Below are 21,078 nucleotides of genomic sequence, written 5' to 3' on the forward strand. Positions count from 1 at the left end.
GTAAAAGCGTTAACGGATCAAAAGCTATCGGCGACACCGGACAGATGCCTCGCCTCCTGTGGCAAGCAGGCGAGGGGAGAAGGCGGCAGCGCCCATGCCAGAACGGCACATGGTTGAATCTTTCCAGGAGAACCAGGCATGACGTTTCTCGTATGCTTCAGTTTGGGTATTCCGGGCATCACGCGTGGCATGGTCTTCGGGGAGAAGGCGCTGCCGTTCACGGCCTTTAATCTGGGTCTTGTCACGTTCATCAAGCTCGATGATCATCACATGGGCTTACTCACCGAACTCGTCAAACATAGCTTAAGTGTGGAGGCTTTTCTCATCGAGCATGCGCCTCAAGTCAGAATGCACAAAAAATGCACCAGGGCAAAGCTTCGACGCCAAGAGGAAGCCCGTGTGCAAGAAACGCTCGCCCACTGGAAAGCGGTCAGCGCGAAATATAGTGAGGACCTGATCGACGCGCAGCGACGCCTCACCGCGATGGAGTCGACCCTCAAAACACTGTTTGCCCTCAAGGGCGACACCAGAAGAGGTCTTGGAGTTGAAGGAAAAGAGGATGCAGCTGCCGGCGCATGAGTACGCATCCCTGATTCGGAGTATTTATGCCCAGTAACAGCGGGTAGCCTAACGCGCCGGCCGAGCTGAGCGTCCGAAGGTACGCCTGCAATCGCCCTGGGACCTGAAATTACCGTAAATGTGCTCGATTTGCTGGGGATAGAGCGGCGTCGAAAATGAGGGTTAGCGCCTCGCGACAAGCAGTGAATTAGGTGTATCGTATACCCATGCCCAATGCCGCTACTTCCATAGAAAAGCCAGACGTCCTGATTTTGGGAGGGACGGGTTTTGTCGGCAAAGTATTAATTCGCACTTTGACTGAGGCCGGCTACGCTGTCACGGTTCTCAGCCGGCAGCCCAGTCTCCATGGGAATTTGGCGTCGCAGCCATCTGTGCGTGTGCTGGCTCTGCCGATCTCCCCTGATGCTCACGATGCAGACGCCTCTTCCTCGCTAGCCAAGCTGCTGCAAGGGCATGTTGCTCTGGTCAATCTGGTGGGCATATTAAATGAACCTCAGCATAACGGCGAGGTCTTTGAGCACGTGCATGTGGGTTTTACAAAAATCGCACTGACTGCGGCCCATCAGGCCGGCGTCGCACGTTATCTTCATATGAGTGCTCTGGGGGCCGATGCGGTAAACGGCTCCAGTTTCTACCTGCGGAGCAAAGGCGCAGCAGAATCCTGGGCACACGAATTTGGGTCGTCGCACGGCATCGCGGTGACCAGTTTTCGGCCTTCGGTTATTTTCGGGCCAGGCGATTCATTTTTAAGTCGTTTTGCGGCATTGGCCAGACTAATGCCAGGTGTTTTCCCATTGGCCTGTGCCGAAGCGCGTTTCGCACCGGTATATGTGGGCGATGTATGCGACCAGTTCCTTGAGGCTCTTCGCGACTCGGGTAAGGTCGGGCAGCGCCTCGATTTATGCGGGCCGAGCGATTATGTATTGCGCGACCTGGTGGCCTATGCGGCTCGTGTGTCGGGACACCCGCGCCGTGTTCTTCCTTTGCCCGACTGGCTTGCGCGACTGCAGGCGCGCGCGCTGGAGTTCGCACCCGGCAAGCCCTTTACTCGTGACAATTATGCTTCCTTGCAAACCGCAAGTGTCTGCGCCCCTGGGTGTCCGCGGCAGCCGACCCGCCTGGAGGACATCGCGCCGGCATATGTGGGGCGATCGCCTCGGTGACTCAAGCGCCTCAAACTTCCGTTCTATTGCTGCATAGGTGATCATCGTATGGCGCTGTAAAGGTTCGGTGAGTGTCGAGCAGCCTCATATCGGTTCACTCGCATCCGCTGTCTGAGTGCGGTTATGCCGACAACGTGATCCAGTTGATATGGCAGTTGCAAGGTCTCATCTAATAGCGGTCGGGCTCAATTTCTGTTCCGACGCAGCACTACCTGATCCTCGCTATCGTGCACGTCAAAACGCAGCCAAGCGTGGGATTCGTGTATCTCTTGCTACTTAATAATTCCGTTGCCAATAATCCTTCTATTGTGTGCAATCATCCATTAGAACGACTAGCTGCTTTGAATCGTTTTGCGCTTTCCATTTTTCGATCATTACTAAAGGATCGCAGATGAGGAACATTGCCATCGCATCAGCAGCCCTTGCCGTCGTTCTTGTAGGCTGTGGCTCGGTCCCAACGGGGTCCGGGTCCGCACCAGCACATACGGAAGCGTGCAAAGCAACCGACGAGCAAGAAATCTCGGCCTTGTTTGATCGGTGGAATCGCTCGCTGCAAACCGGCGATCCGCACACCGTAGTCGCCAATTACGCCGCGCGCTCCATCCTTCTTCCCACCGTGTCGAACAAACCCCGGCTGACAGAGGCCGAGAAGGAGGACTACTTCCACGAGTTCCTACAATACAAGCCAACCGGGAAGATTGATTTAAGATTTATAGAGATTAGTTGTAACACTGCGGTTGACGCTGGACTCTATACGTTCACCTATGGCACCACCGGCGCACAAGTAAAAGCTCGTTATACGTACACCTATAAGTGGGACGGTAAACAGTGGTTGATCACAAGCCACCACTCTTCCGCAATGCCCGAGAGGAACTGAAGCGCCAAGATTTTGTCTCGCTTTGCTGCGCGTCGCAGTTGAGTTGCCAACGGCTCAGGCGGCTCGAAAGCATTACGCAAATGTGTGAGCCAAACCTCATTTCTCCAGAGCAGACCGTGAAATATATGCAGACGCGCCATAGACATGTTGCCTTGTCGGGCTTGCAAGTACCGGCACGTCGAACAGAATCGCGCTTCAGCCAGCGCGGCAATTGACCCTAATGAGGGGACGTGAACGCCATGACCGCATCGAAAGCGGCTTACCCAAGCGTTGCCTATGAACAGCAATTTACGGCAGTTCACAAAGGGCTACACTGAGGACTCAGCTACTGGAGCGTCATATGCTTAGCTTTTCCATCATGCAAGCCGAAGGTATCTTGCTGCTCCGGCCCACCGCGCCTTTAAGCAAGGAAGACTTCGGCGGCCTCAGCGCCGACGTTGACGTCTATCTCTCCAAGCACGCCAAACTTCACGGCGTAATGATTCACGCAAAACACTTTCCTGGATGGGAAAACTTTGGCGCATTCACCGCGCACATGCATTTCGTCCGCGCGCATCACAGGCAGGTCGAACGCATCGCCGTGGTGACCGACAGCCCTTTGGCTGACCTGGCCGAACTGCTGGCCAAACACTTCACGTCCGCCGAGATCAGACATTTTCCTTTTACTGACGACGCCAGGGCGTTGGCGTGGTTGCAGTGCGTCTGAGGGGCCAGGTTTCGCTACCGCCGACACGGCCTTTGTATCAGCGCTTTGTAGCAGCTTGACTGTATAGTCACACCCGCTAAATTTAAAATTTAGCGTCTGTTTAAATGAGTGAATCTATTTAAATCGATTACGAATCTCTTGGACAGAAACACTGCTCTGGTCAGCTAGTATGCGCATATAATTTATTGAAGAAGGTGCGCATGGTCGCACTACTGAATCGAGGATATTGTCATGCTGACCGTCAAGCGTCCCCGCAGTGCCGCCAAGCGTGCCACGAATGTGTCATTGCCCGAAGACTTGCTCTCCGAGGCTAAAGCCCTGCAAATCAATATCTCGCAGGCCGCTGAAGCTGGCGTTGTCCAGGCCATCGCGTGCGCACGTAGCGAGCGCTGGCTTGCTGAGAACCAGGAAGCCATCGAGAGTTCCAACGCTTTCGTTGAAAAACACGGCCTTCCATTGGCGAAGTATCGGATGTTCTGATGAGCCGGTACGACGTCTACCCCAATCCGCTAGGCTCTGGGTATCTTCTTGATGTCCAGGCCGACATCCTGCAGCCGCTGAATACGCGGGCTGTCGTGCCACTACTACCCCTGAGTGAGGCGCCCAAGCCAGCGAAGACGCTTAACCCAGTTTTCGACATAGGTGGTGAACCACACGCGATGGTGACGCAGTACATCGCTGCAGTTCCGGACAGGGAGCTACAGAACCCGACATGCAGCCTCCAACAGCGGCACGACGACATCATGAGCGCCATCGACTTTTTGTTTTACGGGTTTTAGCCGGTTCGCGCTAGAGGAAGCGCCTCATCGCCGCACGACTGAATTGTTGGCGCTCCGGAAGAGTATGGTGAATGTACGGGTGGCTACTGGTTCCGGCCCTCGAACATGAAATCCGGCGAAAACTGCGAGAACTTGTCCAACACGTTTACTAACCGTCTGCTAGGGGCGGCAGCCGCACCACAAGACCTGACGAGCCACTCCGTGATACGTGCCAGCAACCTGGTGTTCCCGAGGCCTTCTACGGGGTCGCACGCCAGGGAAGTGTATTCCGGCGTGCAGATGTCGCGACGTTCATATGTGCTGTCGATAAGCAACCGTCGACTCAGATACTCGTCGATAGCTATGCTATTTCGGCGACGGGCGCCGACCCTGAACGGCAGGATCACTGACCGTCCGGTATGGAGTCGCCAGCAACAGGCGGTACAGGCTTTCGTAGCGCCGCTAACTCGTCTAAGAGGTGTTGGGGGACCGTATCCTCAGTCCCATGCACGATCCAAGATAGGTAGCCAAGGATCTGTGAGACGAACTGCTCGTGGTTCAGACCGATATGGCGTGTTTCATAGTTGAAGATAGGCGCAAAGAAATAATCCCACCAATCATCGACTGGCTGAGCATAGCTCTTCTCCAATACACGGCTGGCTTTGCTGCTTTCCTAGTAAGGCGGAAATGCTTAGAGCCGTTCGATACGTCGTAGAGTATCTGCACGACAGTCTTTGCTTCACCGGAAATCATATCGCGGCGCTTGCGCATAGCGTCGGTGCCGACCTCACGCACCCAGTCTTGGACTAAATGGTGTCCGGTCATGCGGAAATTCATAACGTCGTCTGCTTGATGGCTCTTGAGCAGCCGCGCTCCTTCGCGCTCGAGTTTGGCCAGCATGTCTTCGCATGATTCAAACCCGAGCCTAATGCTTTCTTCCTGCCTTTCCATGTTTGCCCCTTTTTCTCGCTGCAATTGTGCATCTCGCACGCATTGCTGGCAATGTCGTGGACGGACGATTTGGTTTTGGGTATTTCCGGGAAGTGCTTACAAAGTGCTTACAGAACTTTGAAAAGCAAAACGCCAACCCCGAAGGATTGGCGTAAATGCTTGAGATCTTTGGTGGCGCATCCCTGACTCTCTTCGGTTGCTGAATAAAGTCACTTAACGTCTTGATTCTTCTGAGTATATTTAGCGTGCTAGGGGTATTGTGTCAGCTCGTTGTGTCAGTGTCAACATCGCGAAAGAGTGTGACTCTACTGTTTTAGGATATTTTTATTAACCAAAATGAAACTCACGGTGGCAGTTCGGACAGAGTCCAGTTGCATTTTCAATGGAGTCTTCGCCGCCATTAGCCAGCTGTATTTTGTGATGCACTTCCAGATAAGGGTGGCCATTCGCTTTACGCTTGAAGGGGGCTGGTTGTTCGCATTTTTCGCAAGTGGTACCAGCTCGACTGAGGACCTCGGCCACCACATCGGGATTGCGCTTAAAAACAAACGTTCGAACTTCTATTTTCTCTGGAATTTTTGGGGCCGACTTTAATCGTTGCTGTCGCGCTGTGGGGGTATCTGCCAGCGCCTCCTTTACTTTTTTCCAAAAATCCTCGTGGAGGTGCTGGGCGTCGTCCTGCAGAGAGGTAAGTGTTGCGTGTTTTTCAACGAGAGCACGCAGCGATGGGAGGGACGATTTACCTACCTGTTCATAATAGTTGATGTGCTGTCGTACAGAGTTGATGGCGGATTGAGCGGCGGTATCACCAAAATCGGCACGAATGTGAGTAAGGTAATAATCAGTGGCTAACGCATTCATGGTTCGAGTTGTACGCTCACCTGTCAGCATTCGTTTGAATATCTCAATATAGTCACTGGCTGAACTGACGCCCATCCCGCTTAGCTCGTGAGTTTGTCGGACGCCTTCCTTTTTTGTGACGGAACCACTATGTACCTGTTTGGCGATAGCATAGGACGTTTCAATTTGATGTTTGGTAATTACGTTCATTGGATTAACCGCGGCAAAGCCGATTCCAAAGTTTGTGAAAGTCTGAGACCTGCTCCTCGAGGTAAGTTAATTGAGGTGTTCCACCGGATATAAACCGTTGATAGCCACTGTAGCCGCCGAACCCATTTTTACTGTTAACTTTTCCGCATATAAGTGGCCATCCATCTTTGCCGCGATAAAAATATACGTTGGCAAACTGAGCGGATTGAGAGTCTTTAAGTACCGTTCGGACAGTGTCCTTTCCTTTTTCAATCCAGACCAATTCTTTGACACGTTCTTCGTTGGCTGCTTTTTTCTGGGCGTTGGCTAATTCCCGTTGCGCTCTTTTTTCCTTTTCAAGTGCGATAGCGGCATCCGTAGATTTTTTCTTCGCCAGTGCCGCCTCGTTCTTTGCTGCGTTGTCCGCAGGACTTGTTGTCTCAACCGTTTTTCTGTTAGTTGCGGTGGAGGCGTCATCGGTTGTCGGCGGGCTTACACCAGGTGCTCCAAAAACATACATGACTGCAGCAAACGTGCCCATGAGCAGCCATGCCGCTATGGTCGACTTCCTTTTTCTTAATTGTAGTTTTTGAGCCGCGTCTATCGCGTCCGTTGCTTCTGTTAGTTCGTGCTTAGTTTGTTCAACTGGGGCACCACAGTGTGGACAAGCGATAGCCTTGTCGCTAATTCTTGCGTTGCATTCAGGACAGTTGATTAAGGCCATAGCGGATTGGTTATGTAAGCAAATGATAATAGGATAGTCGATTATTACTGTATTGAACCTATGATTTAGTGGTTAAAGGAATACGCGTTACGGAAAGAGCGTGAAAACCCGAGATGGACTAGGGAATTCAACATCAATCGCATTAAAGAGGGCATTGAAGGCAAAGTTCAAGAGGGCGAGTGGGACTTCACGCCCGATGAACAGGACTGGATTATGAAGCGTATCGTAGTTTTGCTTGCATAAATTTTGTCGGCAAAATAGGCTTGGTTTATCACATAGATACTCCAGAGTCCTGCCTCCGAACGTGTATTAGAGGGGGTCGTACCCGGCAATCGTTTCAAGCAATTCGCTAAGCAGGCTTAATATCGTATGGGTTCACCTAAAGTACGCGCTTCATAAAACCGCTTTTGTCGACAAAATATGGACTATCTATACGTAGTAGGAAAATCTCATAGAAAGGCCAAGTTATGTCATACGAGGAATTATCAGCAATCCGCGGGTTTTCATTAGCAAAGGACGGCTCGAGGCATGAGTTCAAAATCAGCTGACGCCGAAGGCGGTCCGCTGGAATAAATATTTATGCCGCATTGCCACGACGTTTCTTGAACTGCTCGAAGCGATCTCGATAGGAAAAAAGGTAATCGAGAATGGCATTAGTGAATTGAATTGCGTCTTTGGCATCCGTCTGGGAAATCGCGACATTGACCCCATGTGCTGCTTCGTTTCCGACCACTCGAAGAGCATCGGACCACTCAAAAAGGCGGTCGTCGATGAGACCCTGTTCTTTCATCTTTCTCAACGACGCGCTGAGGTTGCGCTCCTGGACACCATGGGCCACGCAAATGCCTTCCAGGGTCTTACGGCACATGATTGCGGATGCTGTGAATGCCTGCGTGCGATAACATGTGCATGCTTCTTGAAAGGCAGTTCGAATCTCAATTGGGGCGCTCGGATTTACACGAATGTCACCCTGAGGGAAAATCACAAACGGCGTATCCCATTTGTCACCTTCGGCCATATTGCCGATGTTGGTTTGACCAGCAAGGATTGGCTCTTGGCAAGTAGTGCAGGCGAGCAAGGTATAGCGTCGAGAAGGCTCCCGTCCTTCGAAGTGGCGCCAATAGGAGCCAGCTTCCTTTGCTTCAACGTACTGCCGGCAGTTCGAACACTCGACGATCATGCAACGCCTTTCGGTGCGAAGTAACGTAATTTAGGCTGCGAAACCTGCGGGATAAACTGGACCGTGTGGAATATTCTGAGCATTGATTTCTCCTGGAAGTACCTTGCAACCTAGGTTTGCAACCGGGTGACTGTTGAAACTACCAAAGCACTGGAAGATGAGATTGTCGAACATAGCAAAAAAAATGAGAGCTTTGGCGCAATATTCTCATCTTGTACAGGAGCCTTCAAGGAAGCAATAGACAGGGCAAAAATCGAGCTGCCGGCCGGGCAGTTGAAGCACGTGCTGCGACACACGTTTGCGAGCCATTTCATGATCAATGGCGGCAACATCCTGACTCTGCAAAAGGTGCTCGGACATCAGGATTTAAAGACAACAATGCGCTATGCGCACTTGTCACCCGAACATTTAGAGGCAGCCAGAATATTGAATCCAATTTCTGCGTTGACAGTTGGTTGACAAATAGCCCCGAAAAGAAAAACGCCAGCCTGATAAGGGCTGGCGTAAGTTCTTGATACTGCATAAATAATTCTGGTGGCGCATCCCTGATTCGAACAGGGGACCTGCGGATTATGATTCCGTCGCTCTAACCGGCTGAGCTAATGCGCCAAAGCACGAAACTATAGCATAAGTTTTTCTTCTTGTGTTGTGGCCAGCCCGTAGTATGCATTCAGCGTAAGCTGGGCCACAATAGTAAAGGCCCCACCTCTGGGCGGGGCCTTACTGCCGATGTGGCAGTGGACACTACACGGAAAAGTAGTGCCGAAGAACTACCTCAAGTGGTAGTCATGCTGCCTTCGGGCAGTGAGTTAACAATAATACTGAAATATTGTTCTTGCAAGTAATCGAAAACCCTAATGAAAGCTATTTTCGCTGCCGTATTCATGGTCGGCCTTTTAACCGCCTGCGCGGGCAGATCCGGCTACGATGCCCCGTCGTCGCGGTCTGGCGTGGAAGTGTACGGCACTATCGACGCCGGGATCGGGTCGCAGAAGATGTCACGCTAGAATCGCCTCGTGGGTTTTATTTGCATCGCTGGCTTCTGGCGGCATAGGGCTATTGGTATTGCCCGACAGCGCAGCGCTAAGGCTGTATAAAGGCGCAAAGGATTCGGCCTGAGCCATGGGCCACGCGGTTCTAAATATCGTCAGTCGGAATTTTCCATCGAGCAGCTCCCCGCTTTCCAGATCGGGGAATAGGGCAGAAAGCACACGTACTTCACCGTTGGCAATACGCTTAGCGATGTGGTGCGGGCGTAGCTCGCCTGGATGGTGCAAACCGGCAGCTCCTAGAAGTTCAGCCAACGCACGTAGGGTGTTGCGGTGGAAGTTTGCCACGCGTACTGATTTGTCGCTGACCACCAGGGCGGCTTGCCGTTTTGGATCTTGGGTGGTTACGCCGGTGGGGCAGTTTCCGGTATGGCACGCCTGGGCCTGTATGCAGCCAATCGCGAACATGAAGCCACGGGCGCTGTTGCACCAGTCCGCCCCTAAGGCCAGGACCCGCGCCATATCGAAGGCGCTGATTATCTTCCCGGAAGCGCCTAGCTTGATCTTGTCCCGCAGGCCTATGCCAACCAGGGTATTGTGCACCAGGCGTAAGGCTTCGCGTAGCGGGGTGCCAACGTGGTCGACGAACTCGATGGGAGCGGCGCCTGTACCACCTTCAGCGCCGTCGACCACGATAAAGTCGGGAGTGATGCCGGTTTTAAGCATGGCTTTAGCGATCGCGAACCATTCCCATGGGTGGCCTATGCACAGTTTTATTCCTACGGGCTTGCCTCCCGAAAGTTGCCGTAAGCGGGCGACGAAATGCATTAACTCTATCGGAGTGGTGAAGGCGCTGTGGCTGGCGGGCGAGTTACAGTCTTCCCAGGCCGGCACCCCGCGGGCCATAGCAATTTCCGGAGTCACTTTGGGGCCGGGTAAAATCCCGCCGTGGCCTGGCTTGGCGCCTTGCGACAGCTTGATCTCTATCATTTTCACGCTGTCCTGTTTGGCGCGTTCAGCGAACAGTTCATCGGAAAAATTGCCCTTGTCGTCGCGGCAGCCGAAGTAACCCGAACCGATATTCCAGATCAAGGCACCTTTGTGCTTTAGGTGGTAACTACTGACGCCGCCCTCGCCAGTGTCGTGTGCAAAATTTTCCAAAGCGGCGCCTTTATTGAGCGCCAGCACTGCGTTGGCCGATAACGCGCCGAAGCTCATTGCCGATATATTAAGCACCGATAGGGAATGCGGCTGGGTACAGTCCGGCCCGCCCACCATGATGCGAAATCCCTTGCTGTCCGGTTCGGAAGGCTCCATGGAGTGATTGATCCATTCATAGTCAGTGCGATAAACGTCTCGTTGGGTTCCGAAAGGGCGCTTGTCGATTTCCTGCTTGGCGCGTTGATACACCAGCGAACGGTCTGTGCGGGAAAATGGCAGCGCATCGCTATCGGCTTCAATGAAGTATTGCCGCATTTCGGGTCGGATTGATTCGAACAAAAATCGCAAATTGCCGATAACGGGGTAATTCCGTCGGACGGCGTGCCGGGTTTGGCGTAAGTCCCAAAAGCCCAACACGGTCAGGGCGCCGAAAACGACGGCTGCGATCAGCCATGCGTCGCTCAACGTCAGCGCCAGCAGGGCAGAGACAAATGTGGCAAGAATGATCAGGTAAAACGCGGTGTATCGGCTTAATAGCTTATCCATTATCGGGTTCCATTGGTTTCTTGTTAGATGACTAACCATATCAGACATGGCCGCCGTACCCTCAATAGGGATCCGGTAAAATGCCCTTTTTGTGATAGCAGGGACGACCTTGCCGCCACGATTACTATCGTGCGACCTTTTAAGGGGACGGCCCCGAATGTCATGGAGAAAACATCATGTCTGTATCAACGTCATGGATAGTACTGATTATTGCGGGGCTTTTCGAAGTTGGCTGGGCCATCGGCCTGAAATACACCGAAGGTTTCACGCGCTTCTGGCCTAGCGTTGGCACGGGCGCAGCAATGATTATCAGTGTGGTCATGCTGGGTCTGGCAATGAAGCAATTGCCAGTCGGTTCGGCTTATGCCATATGGGTGGGTGTAGGCGCTGTGGGAACGGTTATATTGGGCATTATCCTGCTCGGCGAATCCGCCAGCGCGGCGCGACTGATTAGCGTGGGCCTGATTATTGCGGGCATCATAGGCTTGAAGCTCGCAGGTTAACTACTACTGCCCGGAGGCCAGCCTTGTGCTGCATTAAAGTTCGTTTAGGGAATTGGGAGTCCTGTAAGCAAGATGCCACCCAGATCCGGCACCAGGTGTTCGTGCAAGAGCAAAACGTTCCCCCTGAAGAAGAACTTGATCCTCAAGACGAGTTTTGCATTCACGCATTGGCCTACGAACCGTCCGGTGTGGCAGTCGGTACGGGTCGATTGCTGCCAAATGCCCACATTGGGCGTATGGCAGTATTGGCGCCGTACCGCGGCAAGGGGATCGGGACCAAGCTATTGACGGCGCTGGTCGACGAGGCCCGCCGACAACGTCACCTTGAGGTCGTGCTTTCTGCGCAGGTGCATGCCCAGCGCTTTTATGCGGCGCATGGCTTTGTTGCGGAAGGCAATATCTATATGGATGCGGGAATTGAACACGTTACGATGCGTCACGCCTTGACTGCCTAAGGCTCGCCTAACTATATTGTTCGCCACTACGCAGCGCGGAAAACAAAAAACCTCGTAATCCATAAGATTACGAGGTTTTTCGCTTACTGCTGTGGTGCCCAGGAGAGGACTCGAACCTCCACACCCGAAGGCACATGGACCTGAACCATGCGCGTCTACCAATTCCGCCACCTGGGCATAAAGTGTATGCTATCGCTTTACCTACTACTGCTGCGTTTTGCATTTCATCTTTAAGAGGCGCAAAGTATAGCGTATTTTTTAAACCTACGGAAATCACCTTTGAACAAACGCTCCAAGAACGACTCGAATAACAAAGAGAATCCGGGTGGTGCACATGATTTACCGCCCGATTTTGATCCGGAAGTTCCGAGTCGCGAAGTTATCATGCAGTACCTCCGCTCGTCGGAAACCCCCGTGGACCCTGAGCAAATGGCCATTCAGCTGGGGGCGTCTGTCCCGCTGTCTATCGGTTTTGCTCGTCGGCTGAAAGCCATGGAACGGGACGGTCAGCTGTTCTTTAATCAGCAAGGACTGTTGCTGCTGAACAACAAATTGGAATTTATTGCGGGTCGCGTGCAAGGCCATCGCGACGGTTTTGGCTTCTTGTTGCGCGATGATGGTGGCCCGGATCTATTCCTGTCGCCGCGTGAAATGCTAAAAGTGTTGCACGGAGACCGCGTTTTAGCGAAGCCCGATGGCGAATACCGCGGAAAAGCCGAAGCAACCATTGTCGAAGTCACTGAACGGCGCACCAACAAACTGGTAGGGCGCTTTCTTAAAGAGCGCGGCGCGTTTACCGTGGCCCCCGAAGACCAGCGCATCAAGCACGATATTCTTATTCCGGCATCTGATACCGGCGGTGCTGAACCCGGGCAAGTTGTCACGGTTGAAATCGTACAGCAGCCGACTCGTCTTACGCAGCCGCTCGGCCGTGTGGTCGAAGTGCTTGGCGAAATCGACGATCCCGGCATGGAAATTGAAATTGCGGTGCGTAAGTTCGACGTTCCTCACGAATTTCCGCCCGCAGCGCTGCAGCTGGCCGACAAATTACCCAAGACCGTCAGGGCGTCCGAACTCAAAGATCGCATCGATCTTCGCGAAGTGCCGTTTATCACCATCGATGGCGAAGACGCGCGCGACTTCGATGATGCGGTGTTTTGCACGCCGGTCGAGCTCGGCACCGAAAAGCGGAAGAAGCCTGGCTGGCGTTTGTTGGTTGCCATTGCCGATGTTACCCATTACGTGCATCCGGGCGACGCCATCGACAAAGAAGCGGTCGAGCGCGGTACCAGCGTTTATTTCCCGCGTCGCGTCATTCCGATGCTGCCCGAAGCGCTGTCCAATGGGCTTTGCTCGCTGAATCCCGACGTTGATCGTCTGGTTCTGGTGTGCGATATGGTGATTGCCGCCAGCGGCGCCAAGGCCGGTAGCATTACCGCCTACCAGTTTTACAACGCAGTGATCCATTCCCATGCGCGTACAACGTATACCGATGTGTGGGCCGCCCTGCAGCAGCCCGGTGGCCCAGCCGGTATCGCCATGCAGGCCGTCTTGCCTCATGTGCAGAATGCGCACAAGCTGTATCAGCTGTTCGCGGAGGCGCGTAAAAAACGGGGCGCGATTGATTTCGACACGATCGAAACACGTATCGTTTGCAACACGTTGGGCCGCATCGAAAAGATCGAAGCCTATACGCGTAACGATGCCCATAAGTTGATCGAAGAATGCATGCTGGCCGCGAATACATGTGCGGCCGAATTCATGTCGCGCAACAAGCGATCCGGTCTGTATCGGGTTCACGAGGGACCTACGCCCGAAAAGCTCAGCGCTTTGCGTGATTACCTGCGCAACCTGGGTATGACGTTGGGCGGGGGCGATGATCCTTCCACCGATGATTACGCCAAGCTCGTCCAGGAAGCGAAAAACCGCCCGGATTTTGCGATTATCCAAACGATGTGTTTGCGTTCGTTGCAGCAAGCGATATACAGCCCCGAACAGGTGGGTCACTTCGGCCTGTCCTACGATCACTATGCTCACTTCACCTCGCCTATACGCCGTTATCCCGATCTTTTGACCCACCGCGTTATCAAAGGGATACTCGAACGCAAGCGCTATATTCCGCAAATCGACGACATCGGTAATCTGGCGTCGCTGCCCAAGGAAGACCGCGAACATGCCGTTTGGGAAAAACTTGGCGTGCTGTTGTCGGCGCGCGAGCGTCGCGCCGATGACGCTTCCCGCGATGTTGAAGCATGGCTCAAGTGCTGGTTTGTGAAAGAAAAGGTAGGCGAAGAATTCAGCGGCAGGGTCACGGGTGTGGCGCCGTTTGGCATCTTCATTACCCTGGACACCTTGTTCGTTGAAGGCATGGTGCATGTGTCAGAGCTCGGTTCCGACTATTTCCAGTACAACGAAGCCATGAATGAATTGCGTGGTGAACGTACGGGCATACGATACCGCCTGACCGACGCCGTGCAGGTACAGGTTGCCCGGGTCGACCTGGAAGCGCGCCGGATCGAATTCCGCTTGGTCAAGGGAACCACCTTCAAGGCCTTGAAGGCGTCTATCGAACCTGAAGCGCCTACTGAGCGTCGTATAAAGCGTGCCGCAGCAACGAAACCGGATGCATTGAAAGGCACGACATCACGGCAGCGCAGGGCGGCCGCCAAACGTAGTGCTAAGGCACCCACGGTTAAAAAGTCTGTGCGCGGGCGGCATTGACCGGCAGAGTTAAAATGATGTCGCACTGAGCCCATGTGTGGTTCTGTGCGACACAACTCTACAAGGAAATACATGTCGTCTCACCAGGTTTTGGCCGGTTTTCATGCTGTGATTGCCCGTTTGCGCCACGCGCCAAGTTCAATTAAAGAGCTCTATGTCGAGGCCTCCCGGCGCGACAAGCGTATGCAAACATTCATCGAGCAGGCGCAGGCAGCCAATATACGGGTTCACCCAGTGGCTGCTGATCGTCTGGATGGCCTGGCCCGCGGGACCCGCCACCAGGGTGTCGTCGCGCTCGCCGAAGCCCATCCTTTGGCCGCTGATGTCGACGAAGTGCTGGACTGGCTGGAAGACAAGGCCGAGCCCGCCTTATTCCTGATTCTCGATGGCGTGACCGATCCTCATAATCTTGGTGCCTGCTTACGTACGGCCGACGCCGCCGGCGTGCATGCCGTGATCGCACCGCGCGACAAGGCCGTTGGCTTGAATACGACCGTGCAGCGGGTCGCCAGTGGCGCGGCCGAGACCGTCCCCTACATTATGGTCACCAATTTGGCTCGCACCATGCGTCAGTTAAAAGAACGGGATGTATGGATTGTCGGTACGGACGATCAGGCGACGTCGACTATACACAAGGTGGATGCGCGCCGCGCGATGGCCTGGGTCATGGGTGCGGAAGGCGAGGGGATGCGCCGCTTGACACGCGAAACCTGCGACGAGCTCGTCAATATTCCCATGCTCGGTTCGGTTGAAAGCCTTAACGTTAGTGTGGCCAGCGCGGTATGCCTATACGAAACGGTGCGTCAGCGCGGGGCCTAGTTTATTTGTGACCGTGCCGCGCCAGCAATAGGGCGGTAGCCAATTTCACTCCACGATTCGCTTTCTGCCATTGCCGCAGGAATAGCCCATCTTTTTTGACCTATTTGCTTTCATCTCATCATGGCTAAAAACGGCTTCACCACGACCATTCTTCATTCAGACCGGCGTTCAACCGTCGAGCATGGCGCAATCCATAAGCCCATGCACCCCTCGTCACAGTATGCTTTCGCCGATGCGCGTGAACTGGTCGCTGTATTTCAGGGCAAGCCCGGTTTTACGTATGCGCGCCAGGGCACACCCACGACAAGCGCGCTGGAGTCGAAGATTACCCAGATGGAAGGCGGAGCAGGTACGGTCACGTTTGCCACTGGCATGGCGGCACTTGCAGCGACCTTTTTTACCTTGTTGAAGGCAGGCGATCATCTGATCAGCAGCCAGCATATTTTTGGGAATACCAATAGTCTGGTCGGTACGCTGGTCGGATTGGGGGTCGAAGTTACCTTGGTCGACGCAACGAACGTTCAAAACGTCATCGATGCTTGGCGCCCGGAAACACGCATGGTCTTTACCGAGACGCTGGCGAATCCGGGGACTCAAGTGGCCGACCTGATGGCCATCGGAGACTGGTGCAAGGAAAAAGGCCTCGTTTATGTCGTGGACAATACGTTGGTCACACCATGGTTATGTCAGGGCATTGGGATGGGCGCTTCCCTGGTTATCAATTCATTATCCAAACATATTGGCGGGCATGGCAACGCTTTGGGCGGGGCGGTGACGGATTCGGGGCTGTACGATTGGTCTGGCTACGACAACATTGCCGAGCCCTATCGCAGCGGCAAGCCGACGTCTTGGGGACTCACCCAAATCAAGAAAAAGGGGCTGCGCGACATGGGAGGCACGTTGTCGTCTGAAGCCGCCCACCGTATTTCGGTAGGCGCCGAAACGCTGGCGCTGCGTATGGACCGTGCATGCTCAAATGCGCTGGCCTTGGCCCATTTCCTAAGCGAGCATCCCAAGGTAGCCAAAATTCACTACCCTGGCCTGGCGGATCATCCTCAACATGAGCGCGCGGCGGGATTTTTCGGAAATCGTTTCGGTGCCTTGATGGGCATAGAACTTGTCGACGAGGTCGACCTTTTCGATTTTCTGAACCGTTTGAAAGTGCTGATTCTTGCCACCCACTTGGGCGACAATCGTACGTTGGTACTGCCCATGGCGCACACGATTTATTACGAAATGGGGGCGGAGCGCCGTGCCTTGATGGGCATTTCAGATAACTTCCTGCGAGTATCGATCGGCATTGAAGATACTCAGGACCTGATCGACGACTTTGTGCAAGCCCTTGAATGAAGTTTTCCGTACGTGAAAGTGCAGCGTGGTGCGCGACCTTTACCATAATTTGACATCTGCCGCTAAGCCAATTGCATTCTTTTGAGAATTTTTTCGTTTTGCTGCGCAGAAAGCAAAAAAGTCAGCAACGATGCGGGTTTTCAGGGTTATTTGCTTGACAGCTATTGCTTTCAAAGGCTTAATACGCGGTAGTCAGCCGGGCGTGCTTATTTCCAGCAACACCACCCGGTTGCATCCACATTATCTTCTGTGGGTAATACGGACTGCATCGATAGTGCTACGTATTCATCAATCAAGTGCCAAGTGGGCCTTTCGGCGTACTTGGCTACAATAATTTTTAGGGGTAATCCTTAATGAACAAAACAGAACTTATTGAACACATTTCCACCAAAGCCGATCTATCTAAAGCTGATGCAGGCCGTGCTCTCGAAGCGTTTATTGGCGCCGTAAAACTTACACTAAAAAAGAAAGGCACAGTCACTTTGGTGGGCTTCGGTACGTTTGCAGTGTCGGAACGCGCAGCACGTACGGGCCGTAACCCGCGTACAGGCGAAGCCATCAAGATCAAGAAAGCCAAGGTGCCAAAATTCCGTCCGGGCAAGGCTCTAAAAGAAGCCGTTAACTGATTTTTCGTTTTCGGTTTGCATAGTGCAGCGCGTTGCAGTATACTTTTGTCTTCGCGTTTTGCACCAGACGTCGTGGTACCCGAATACAACGGGTGCTTAGCTCAGTTGGTAGAGCGGCGCCCTTACAAGGCGTAGGTCACAGGTTCGAACCCTGTAGCACCCACCACACAAAACGTCGTAGAAAATAAGCACTTAGAGAGAAATTTCTAGGTGCTTTTTTGTATCCAGCGCTACTAAAACTTTTTAAAACAAGCTGAAATACTGCCAGCATAAGGGGAGACGCTATGCCGACTGAACAACTGGATCTGCTTTTGCAAGTGGAGACGACCGCTGAGGAGCACCGATCGAACAAACATGCCCGCATTATCAGGGCGCTTATCCTGCGTCTTGGCGGGCGTGTCACACTGACTTCTGACGAGCTGACCGCTGACTACGACAATAACCTTGGCATGATCCTGAACCATCCTGACGGTTCGCTCGAGCTTATTGCTCTGTCTAGTCGTTAGCGTTTTTCTTCCGAAGGAAAATTAATCACTACCTGTTCAAGGTGTCGGCTAATCGACGCGGCCCAGTATGGCCGCCGCGGCGTTAAGGGCCGGATTGTCATCGTCCCGGCGCTGCGCGCAATATAGGTCGATGGCGGCCACGTTTTTGTTGTCATCGTTTAGGGGCAGGAAGCGCAAGCCCACCGGACGCAGGCTGGAAGCGGATTCAGGAACCAGCGCAAGCCCCATGCCGGCTTCGACCAAAGAAAGCAACGTTGGCATGACGCTTTCATGCACGATGTGCGGCTGGATCTGAAAGTGGGTAAATATGCTTTGTATTCGTTCCCTGAAATACAAGGCAGAGTCGGCGCTGAATCCAATGAAGGGAATGCCATGCAGTAATTGGGGCGCAATGCTTTCCAATTGTGCATACGGGTGCTCATGGGGCATGGCGACGTACATCGCTTCCCTGCTAACGCAAGTAAACACCAATGCCTCGTGGGAGACCGCAGCGGGTCTACGCAACAGCGCCAGGTCGATCCGGTCGTCGGCAAGTAGGGTGATGAGATTGGCGGATAAATCTTCCTTCAGCGTAAAGGTGATATCCGGTAGGCAGGCATGGTAGCCGGCCAGCAGTTTGGGTAGCAGCTGATAGGCGGCGGTGCTCGTGAAACCGATCGTCAGGTGACCGGAGTTGCCGGCGGCGCGGCGCTGAGTGGCCACGAGCGCCGCCTGGCCGTCAGAAACGAGCTGTTTGGCTTTCTTCAGAAGCACGACACCCGCCGGAGTCAGGCTCACCGAACGAGTATTGCGCACGAATAGAGGCGTTCCGACGTCTTCTTCGAAACGTCGGATTTGTTGGCTGAGCGGCGGCTGGCTCATGTGCAGCCTTCGAGCGGCATTGCCAAAGTGGAGTTCTTCGGCAACGGCGATGAACGCCTGGAGCGCTTTCGAATGAAGCATGTGGTTATGTCGAAATTCGTCTTAATGAAGTGGCTTAATTATATTAGACATATCAATGCGGCGCCTTTACTCTCTCAGTAGCAATCGTTTCGCTACGTGTATCAACTAAGCTTTGTTTTGGAATCCAGGCCATGATGACCTTCGGATCTCGTGTACTGCGCGCTGCGGCGGCGCTCGCCTTCGCTGTTTTGCCCTTTGCTTCATCGGTCGCTGCGGTGGGGGCCTCCGAGTATCCATCCAGGCCCATCATTCTGGTCGTGCCTTTTGGCCCAGGCAGTGTTACGGATACCCTGGCACGGATATCCGCGAAGGGACTGTCCGATGCACTAGGACAGCCCGTGGTGGTAGAAAACAAGTCCGGCGCAGGCGGCAATATCGGGGCCGCCGCTGCCGCACGTGCCGCGCCAGATGGCTATACGCTCTTATTGGGTCCGACCAGTACCAATGCGGTCAATCCAAGTCTGTTCAAGAATCTGCGATTTGATCCACTTCGCGACTTCATTGCGGTAAGCAATGTAGCCACCGTTGCGAATGTATTGGTGGTGAATCCCGATGTCCCTGTGACGTCCGTTAAACAGTTGATCGCACTGGCGGCCGAGAAGGACCTTTCCTACGCGTCGACGGGCAATGGCGGCAGCATGCATCTGTCAGGCGAACTGTTCAAGTCGATGACACAGACCAATTTTCTGCACATCCCTTACGGTGGCGGCGGAGCCGCTTTGAATGATCTGCTACCGGGCCGTGTTCAGGTGATGTTCTGCAATCTGCCTTTGTGCTTGCCGCATATCAAGTCGGGCGAGCTCCGTGCACTGGCTATTACGTCGCCGCAGCGCTCGCCACTATTGCCGGAAGTGCCATCAATGGCTGAAGCAGGTTTGCCTCAGTACGAGGTGAGTGGATGGTTCGGCCTGTTTGTGCCTGCCGGAACTGATCCGGCGATTGTCGACAAGCTGAATTACCAGATGCGCAACATTCTGGAGAAGCCGCAGATCAAGGCGCAGCTGATGGCGCAGGGCGCTGAGCCGGCCGGCGGTTCATCGGATGAATTTGGCGTTTTCGTCAAGGCCGAGCATGACAAATGGGCAAAGGTAATTAACGATGCGGGGATCACTTTAGAATGAATGCCAGAAGCAAGAACCTGAACCGGCTTGGCGTGGTCGAGGCGGCAAGAGCAATAGAAAGCGGCGAAATTACCAGTGTCGCGTTGGTGCGGGCGTGCCTCGAAAGGATTGCGGAGCGCAACCACGACGTCGCCGCCTTCATCGCCTGCGATCCAGAACAAGCCTTGACGGAAGCCTGCAGAGCCGACGACAACTTTGTCTCAGGACCTTTGCGCGGTATACCTTTTGCGATCAAAGACATCATCGATACGGCGGACTATCCAACGACTTACGGGTCGGCCATTTATAAACACCACCAACCCGAGCAAGATGCTTCGTGTGTGCGCATGGCCAAGAGCCGCGGCGCCGTAGTGCTGGGTAAAGTCGCAACGGGTGAGTTCGCGACCCAGACACCAAGCAAGGCCCGGAACCCGCTGCGGTTAAGTCATACTCCGGGCGGTTCATCCAGCGGATCAGCGGCGGCGGTGGCCGACTATATGGCGCCAATCGCCTACGCTTCCCAGACCACCGGATCCATCGTGCGTCCGGCCGTTTATTGCGGTGTCGTAGGCTACAAACCCACCTTCGATCTTATTTCTCCAGCGGGCATGAAGGATTTGAGTCCCTCTCAGGACACCATAGGCGTCATTGCCCGCAGCGTGGAAGATGCGGCTTTCTTCACGCTAGGCCTTCACGGCGCGACGACGGTCGCTAGCGTAGGCGTCAAGCCTCGCATAGCGCTTTGCATGTCGCGCCAGTGGGATTATGTTCAGTCTGAAACGATACGCGCCATCGAGACATTAGTTCATCGCATTGAATCGGCCGGGTGCACCGTAAGCCGGGTCTGGCTTCCCGAAGATCTGGAACCCTTGATCTCAATTCAATCCCGGCTTTTCATGTACGAAGCCCGGCAAAGTCTGGCAAACGAACGGCTTTTGTATAACGATCAACTCAGCCCCCGCCTGAGCGCTCGATTACTGCAAGGCGAACACATAGGCTACGACGAATACGTCTCGATGCGGCAACAAGTGCGTGAGGCGCAGTTGCGATCGGACGCCTTATTTGAAGGCGTGGACGCGGTCTTGTACCCGGCGGCGGCCGGGGAGGCCGATGAGGGGCTTGGCTCGGCAGGGGATCCGCGTTTTGGTGCCCTTTGGACATTGCTGCATTTGCCGTCGGTTTCCTTTCCGATTGATATCGGTCCAAGTGGCCTGCCGCTGGGCGCACAGCTAGTCGGACGCTTCGGGCAGGATACCCGTTTGCTTGCCGCGGCCAATGCTGTGACGTCGATCATCGGGCCCGTGCAGGCGGAACTGAGCTAAGAATCTTCGGCGTATAGAAACGGGTTTGTCTGGATGGCTGGCATAGCGCTTACGGCGCTATGCCTTTTTTT

At 54.0% G+C, this 21,078-nt stretch carries 23 protein-coding genes and 3 tRNA genes; 18 read left to right on the top strand and 8 right to left on the bottom strand.

Annotation, left to right across the window (positions count from 1 at the left end):
• The first annotated feature begins 138 nt into the window (after nucleotides 1-138).
• The 6 genes from EKL30_RS00970 to EKL30_RS00995 all read left to right on the top strand — a co-directional run bounded on the left by EKL30_RS00970 (nucleotide 139) and on the right by EKL30_RS00995 (nucleotide 4,104).
• Entirely contained in the window at nucleotides 139-579 is a 441-nt protein-coding gene (locus tag EKL30_RS00970; RefSeq protein ID WP_126705334.1) for a hypothetical protein, read from the top strand.
• A gap of 206 nt (nucleotides 580-785) precedes the next feature.
• Entirely contained in the window at nucleotides 786-1,742 is a 957-nt protein-coding gene (locus EKL30_RS00975; RefSeq protein WP_126705335.1) for a complex I NDUFA9 subunit family protein, read from the top strand.
• Between the two features lie 391 nt (nucleotides 1,743-2,133).
• Nucleotides 2,134-2,619, top strand: coding sequence for an SgcJ/EcaC family oxidoreductase (locus EKL30_RS00980; RefSeq protein ID WP_126705336.1), 486 nt, complete (start codon nucleotides 2,134-2,136; stop codon nucleotides 2,617-2,619).
• 340 nt (nucleotides 2,620-2,959) lie between these two features.
• Nucleotides 2,960-3,325 carry an STAS/SEC14 domain-containing protein gene (locus tag EKL30_RS00985; RefSeq protein ID WP_126705337.1) on the top strand — a complete coding sequence of 122 codons (366 nt, stop codon included), beginning with the start codon at nucleotides 2,960-2,962 and terminating at the stop codon, nucleotides 3,323-3,325.
• 231 nt (nucleotides 3,326-3,556) lie between these two features.
• Nucleotides 3,557-3,805, top strand: coding sequence for a type II toxin-antitoxin system CcdA family antitoxin (locus EKL30_RS00990; protein ID WP_126705338.1), 249 nt, complete (start codon nucleotides 3,557-3,559; stop codon nucleotides 3,803-3,805).
• Complete coding sequence (locus EKL30_RS00995; RefSeq protein ID WP_126705339.1) at nucleotides 3,805-4,104, top strand: CcdB family protein; 300 nt, start codon at nucleotides 3,805-3,807, stop codon at nucleotides 4,102-4,104. Before EKL30_RS00990 ends, EKL30_RS00995 begins: the two co-directional genes overlap by 1 nt.
• Nucleotides 4,105-4,641: 537 nt before the next feature.
• On the opposite strand, the gene EKL30_RS01000 is transcribed toward EKL30_RS00995, so the two are convergent.
• The 4 genes from EKL30_RS01000 to EKL30_RS01015 all read right to left on the bottom strand — a co-directional run bounded on the left by EKL30_RS01000 (nucleotide 4,642) and on the right by EKL30_RS01015 (nucleotide 7,967).
• Nucleotides 4,642-5,034: a hypothetical protein gene (locus EKL30_RS01000; protein ID WP_126705340.1), complete on the bottom strand. Its 393-nt coding sequence runs from the start codon at nucleotides 5,032-5,034 to the stop codon at nucleotides 4,642-4,644.
• Between the two features lie 327 nt (nucleotides 5,035-5,361).
• Nucleotides 5,362-6,084: an HNH endonuclease signature motif containing protein gene (locus tag EKL30_RS01005; protein WP_233582646.1), complete on the bottom strand. Its 723-nt coding sequence runs from the start codon at nucleotides 6,082-6,084 to the stop codon at nucleotides 5,362-5,364.
• Nucleotides 6,085-6,088: 4 nt separating this feature from the next.
• The gene (locus EKL30_RS01010; RefSeq protein ID WP_126705341.1) at nucleotides 6,089-6,787 is read right to left on the bottom strand and encodes a zinc ribbon domain-containing protein; all 699 of its coding nucleotides are present in this window, start codon (nucleotides 6,785-6,787) and stop codon (nucleotides 6,089-6,091) included.
• Nucleotides 6,788-7,364: 577 nt separating this feature from the next.
• Nucleotides 7,365-7,967, bottom strand: coding sequence for a DUF4145 domain-containing protein (locus tag EKL30_RS01015; RefSeq protein ID WP_199748447.1), 603 nt, complete (start codon nucleotides 7,965-7,967; stop codon nucleotides 7,365-7,367).
• A 126-nt stretch (nucleotides 7,968-8,093) separates the two neighbouring features.
• Here EKL30_RS01015 and EKL30_RS01020 point away from each other — a divergent pair, with 126 nt between their 5' ends.
• Complete coding sequence (locus EKL30_RS01020) at nucleotides 8,094-8,426, top strand: tyrosine-type recombinase/integrase (RefSeq protein WP_126705342.1); 333 nt, start codon at nucleotides 8,094-8,096, stop codon at nucleotides 8,424-8,426.
• A 73-nt stretch (nucleotides 8,427-8,499) separates the two neighbouring features.
• On the opposite strand, the gene EKL30_RS01025 is transcribed toward EKL30_RS01020, so the two are convergent.
• Nucleotides 8,500-8,576 (bottom strand) — tRNA-Met (locus EKL30_RS01025).
• Between the two features lie 248 nt (nucleotides 8,577-8,824).
• Between EKL30_RS01025 and EKL30_RS18915 the strand changes: the two genes are divergently transcribed.
• Nucleotides 8,825-8,974, top strand: coding sequence for a hypothetical protein (locus EKL30_RS18915; protein WP_199748448.1), 150 nt, complete (start codon nucleotides 8,825-8,827; stop codon nucleotides 8,972-8,974).
• Here the strand turns inward: EKL30_RS18915 and EKL30_RS01030 are convergent.
• Nucleotides 8,966-10,663 carry an FMN-binding glutamate synthase family protein gene (locus tag EKL30_RS01030; RefSeq protein WP_126705343.1) on the bottom strand — a complete coding sequence of 566 codons (1,698 nt, stop codon included), beginning with the start codon at nucleotides 10,661-10,663 and terminating at the stop codon, nucleotides 8,966-8,968. The two genes, EKL30_RS18915 and EKL30_RS01030, sit on opposite strands and share 9 nt — an antisense overlap.
• Nucleotides 10,664-10,839: 176 nt before the next feature.
• On the opposite strand from EKL30_RS01030, the gene sugE reads away from it, so the two are divergent.
• Complete coding sequence (gene sugE, locus EKL30_RS01035) at nucleotides 10,840-11,166, top strand: quaternary ammonium compound efflux SMR transporter SugE (RefSeq protein WP_126705344.1); 327 nt, start codon at nucleotides 10,840-10,842, stop codon at nucleotides 11,164-11,166.
• Between the two features lie 23 nt (nucleotides 11,167-11,189).
• Nucleotides 11,190-11,621 carry a GNAT family N-acetyltransferase gene (locus EKL30_RS01040; protein WP_233582648.1) on the top strand — a complete coding sequence of 144 codons (432 nt, stop codon included), beginning with the start codon at nucleotides 11,190-11,192 and terminating at the stop codon, nucleotides 11,619-11,621.
• Between the two features lie 92 nt (nucleotides 11,622-11,713).
• On the opposite strand, the gene EKL30_RS01045 is transcribed toward EKL30_RS01040, so the two are convergent.
• A tRNA-Leu gene (locus EKL30_RS01045) sits at nucleotides 11,714-11,798 on the bottom strand.
• 102 nt (nucleotides 11,799-11,900) lie between these two features.
• Between EKL30_RS01045 and rnr the strand changes: the two genes are divergently transcribed.
• From rnr to EKL30_RS01075, 6 genes are all read left to right on the top strand, one after another.
• Nucleotides 11,901-14,342: a ribonuclease R gene (gene rnr / locus EKL30_RS01050; RefSeq protein WP_126705345.1), complete on the top strand. Its 2,442-nt coding sequence runs from the start codon at nucleotides 11,901-11,903 to the stop codon at nucleotides 14,340-14,342.
• 72 nt (nucleotides 14,343-14,414) lie between these two features.
• Nucleotides 14,415-15,161: a 23S rRNA (guanosine(2251)-2'-O)-methyltransferase RlmB gene (gene rlmB, locus EKL30_RS01055; RefSeq protein ID WP_126705346.1), complete on the top strand. Its 747-nt coding sequence runs from the start codon at nucleotides 14,415-14,417 to the stop codon at nucleotides 15,159-15,161.
• A gap of 120 nt (nucleotides 15,162-15,281) precedes the next feature.
• Nucleotides 15,282-16,511, top strand: a complete 1,230-nt coding sequence (locus tag EKL30_RS01060; RefSeq protein WP_126705347.1) for a cystathionine gamma-synthase family protein — start codon at nucleotides 15,282-15,284, stop codon at nucleotides 16,509-16,511.
• 353 nt (nucleotides 16,512-16,864) lie between these two features.
• Nucleotides 16,865-17,137: an HU family DNA-binding protein gene (locus EKL30_RS01065; RefSeq protein ID WP_126705348.1), complete on the top strand. Its 273-nt coding sequence runs from the start codon at nucleotides 16,865-16,867 to the stop codon at nucleotides 17,135-17,137.
• Nucleotides 17,138-17,227: 90 nt separating this feature from the next.
• Nucleotides 17,228-17,303, top strand: a tRNA-Val gene (locus EKL30_RS01070).
• 118 nt (nucleotides 17,304-17,421) lie between these two features.
• Entirely contained in the window at nucleotides 17,422-17,643 is a 222-nt protein-coding gene (locus EKL30_RS01075) for a hypothetical protein (RefSeq protein WP_126705349.1), read from the top strand.
• A 48-nt stretch (nucleotides 17,644-17,691) separates the two neighbouring features.
• Here the strand turns inward: EKL30_RS01075 and EKL30_RS01080 are convergent, their stop codons facing one another.
• Nucleotides 17,692-18,585, bottom strand: coding sequence for a LysR family transcriptional regulator (locus EKL30_RS01080; RefSeq protein WP_126705350.1), 894 nt, complete (start codon nucleotides 18,583-18,585; stop codon nucleotides 17,692-17,694).
• A 131-nt stretch (nucleotides 18,586-18,716) separates the two neighbouring features.
• On the opposite strand from EKL30_RS01080, the gene EKL30_RS01085 reads away from it, so the two are divergent.
• Nucleotides 18,717-19,706, top strand: a complete 990-nt coding sequence (locus EKL30_RS01085) for a tripartite tricarboxylate transporter substrate binding protein (RefSeq protein WP_126705351.1) — start codon at nucleotides 18,717-18,719, stop codon at nucleotides 19,704-19,706.
• Entirely contained in the window at nucleotides 19,703-21,007 is a 1,305-nt protein-coding gene (locus EKL30_RS01090) for an amidase (RefSeq protein ID WP_126705352.1), read from the top strand. The genes EKL30_RS01085 and EKL30_RS01090 overlap by 4 nt, the downstream gene beginning before the upstream one ends.
• The last annotated feature ends 71 nt before the right edge of the window (nucleotides 21,008-21,078 follow it).

The sequence above is a fragment of the Candidimonas sp. SYP-B2681 genome (assembly GCF_003971065.1).
Classification (GTDB): domain Bacteria; phylum Pseudomonadota; class Gammaproteobacteria; order Burkholderiales; family Burkholderiaceae_B; genus Pollutimonas.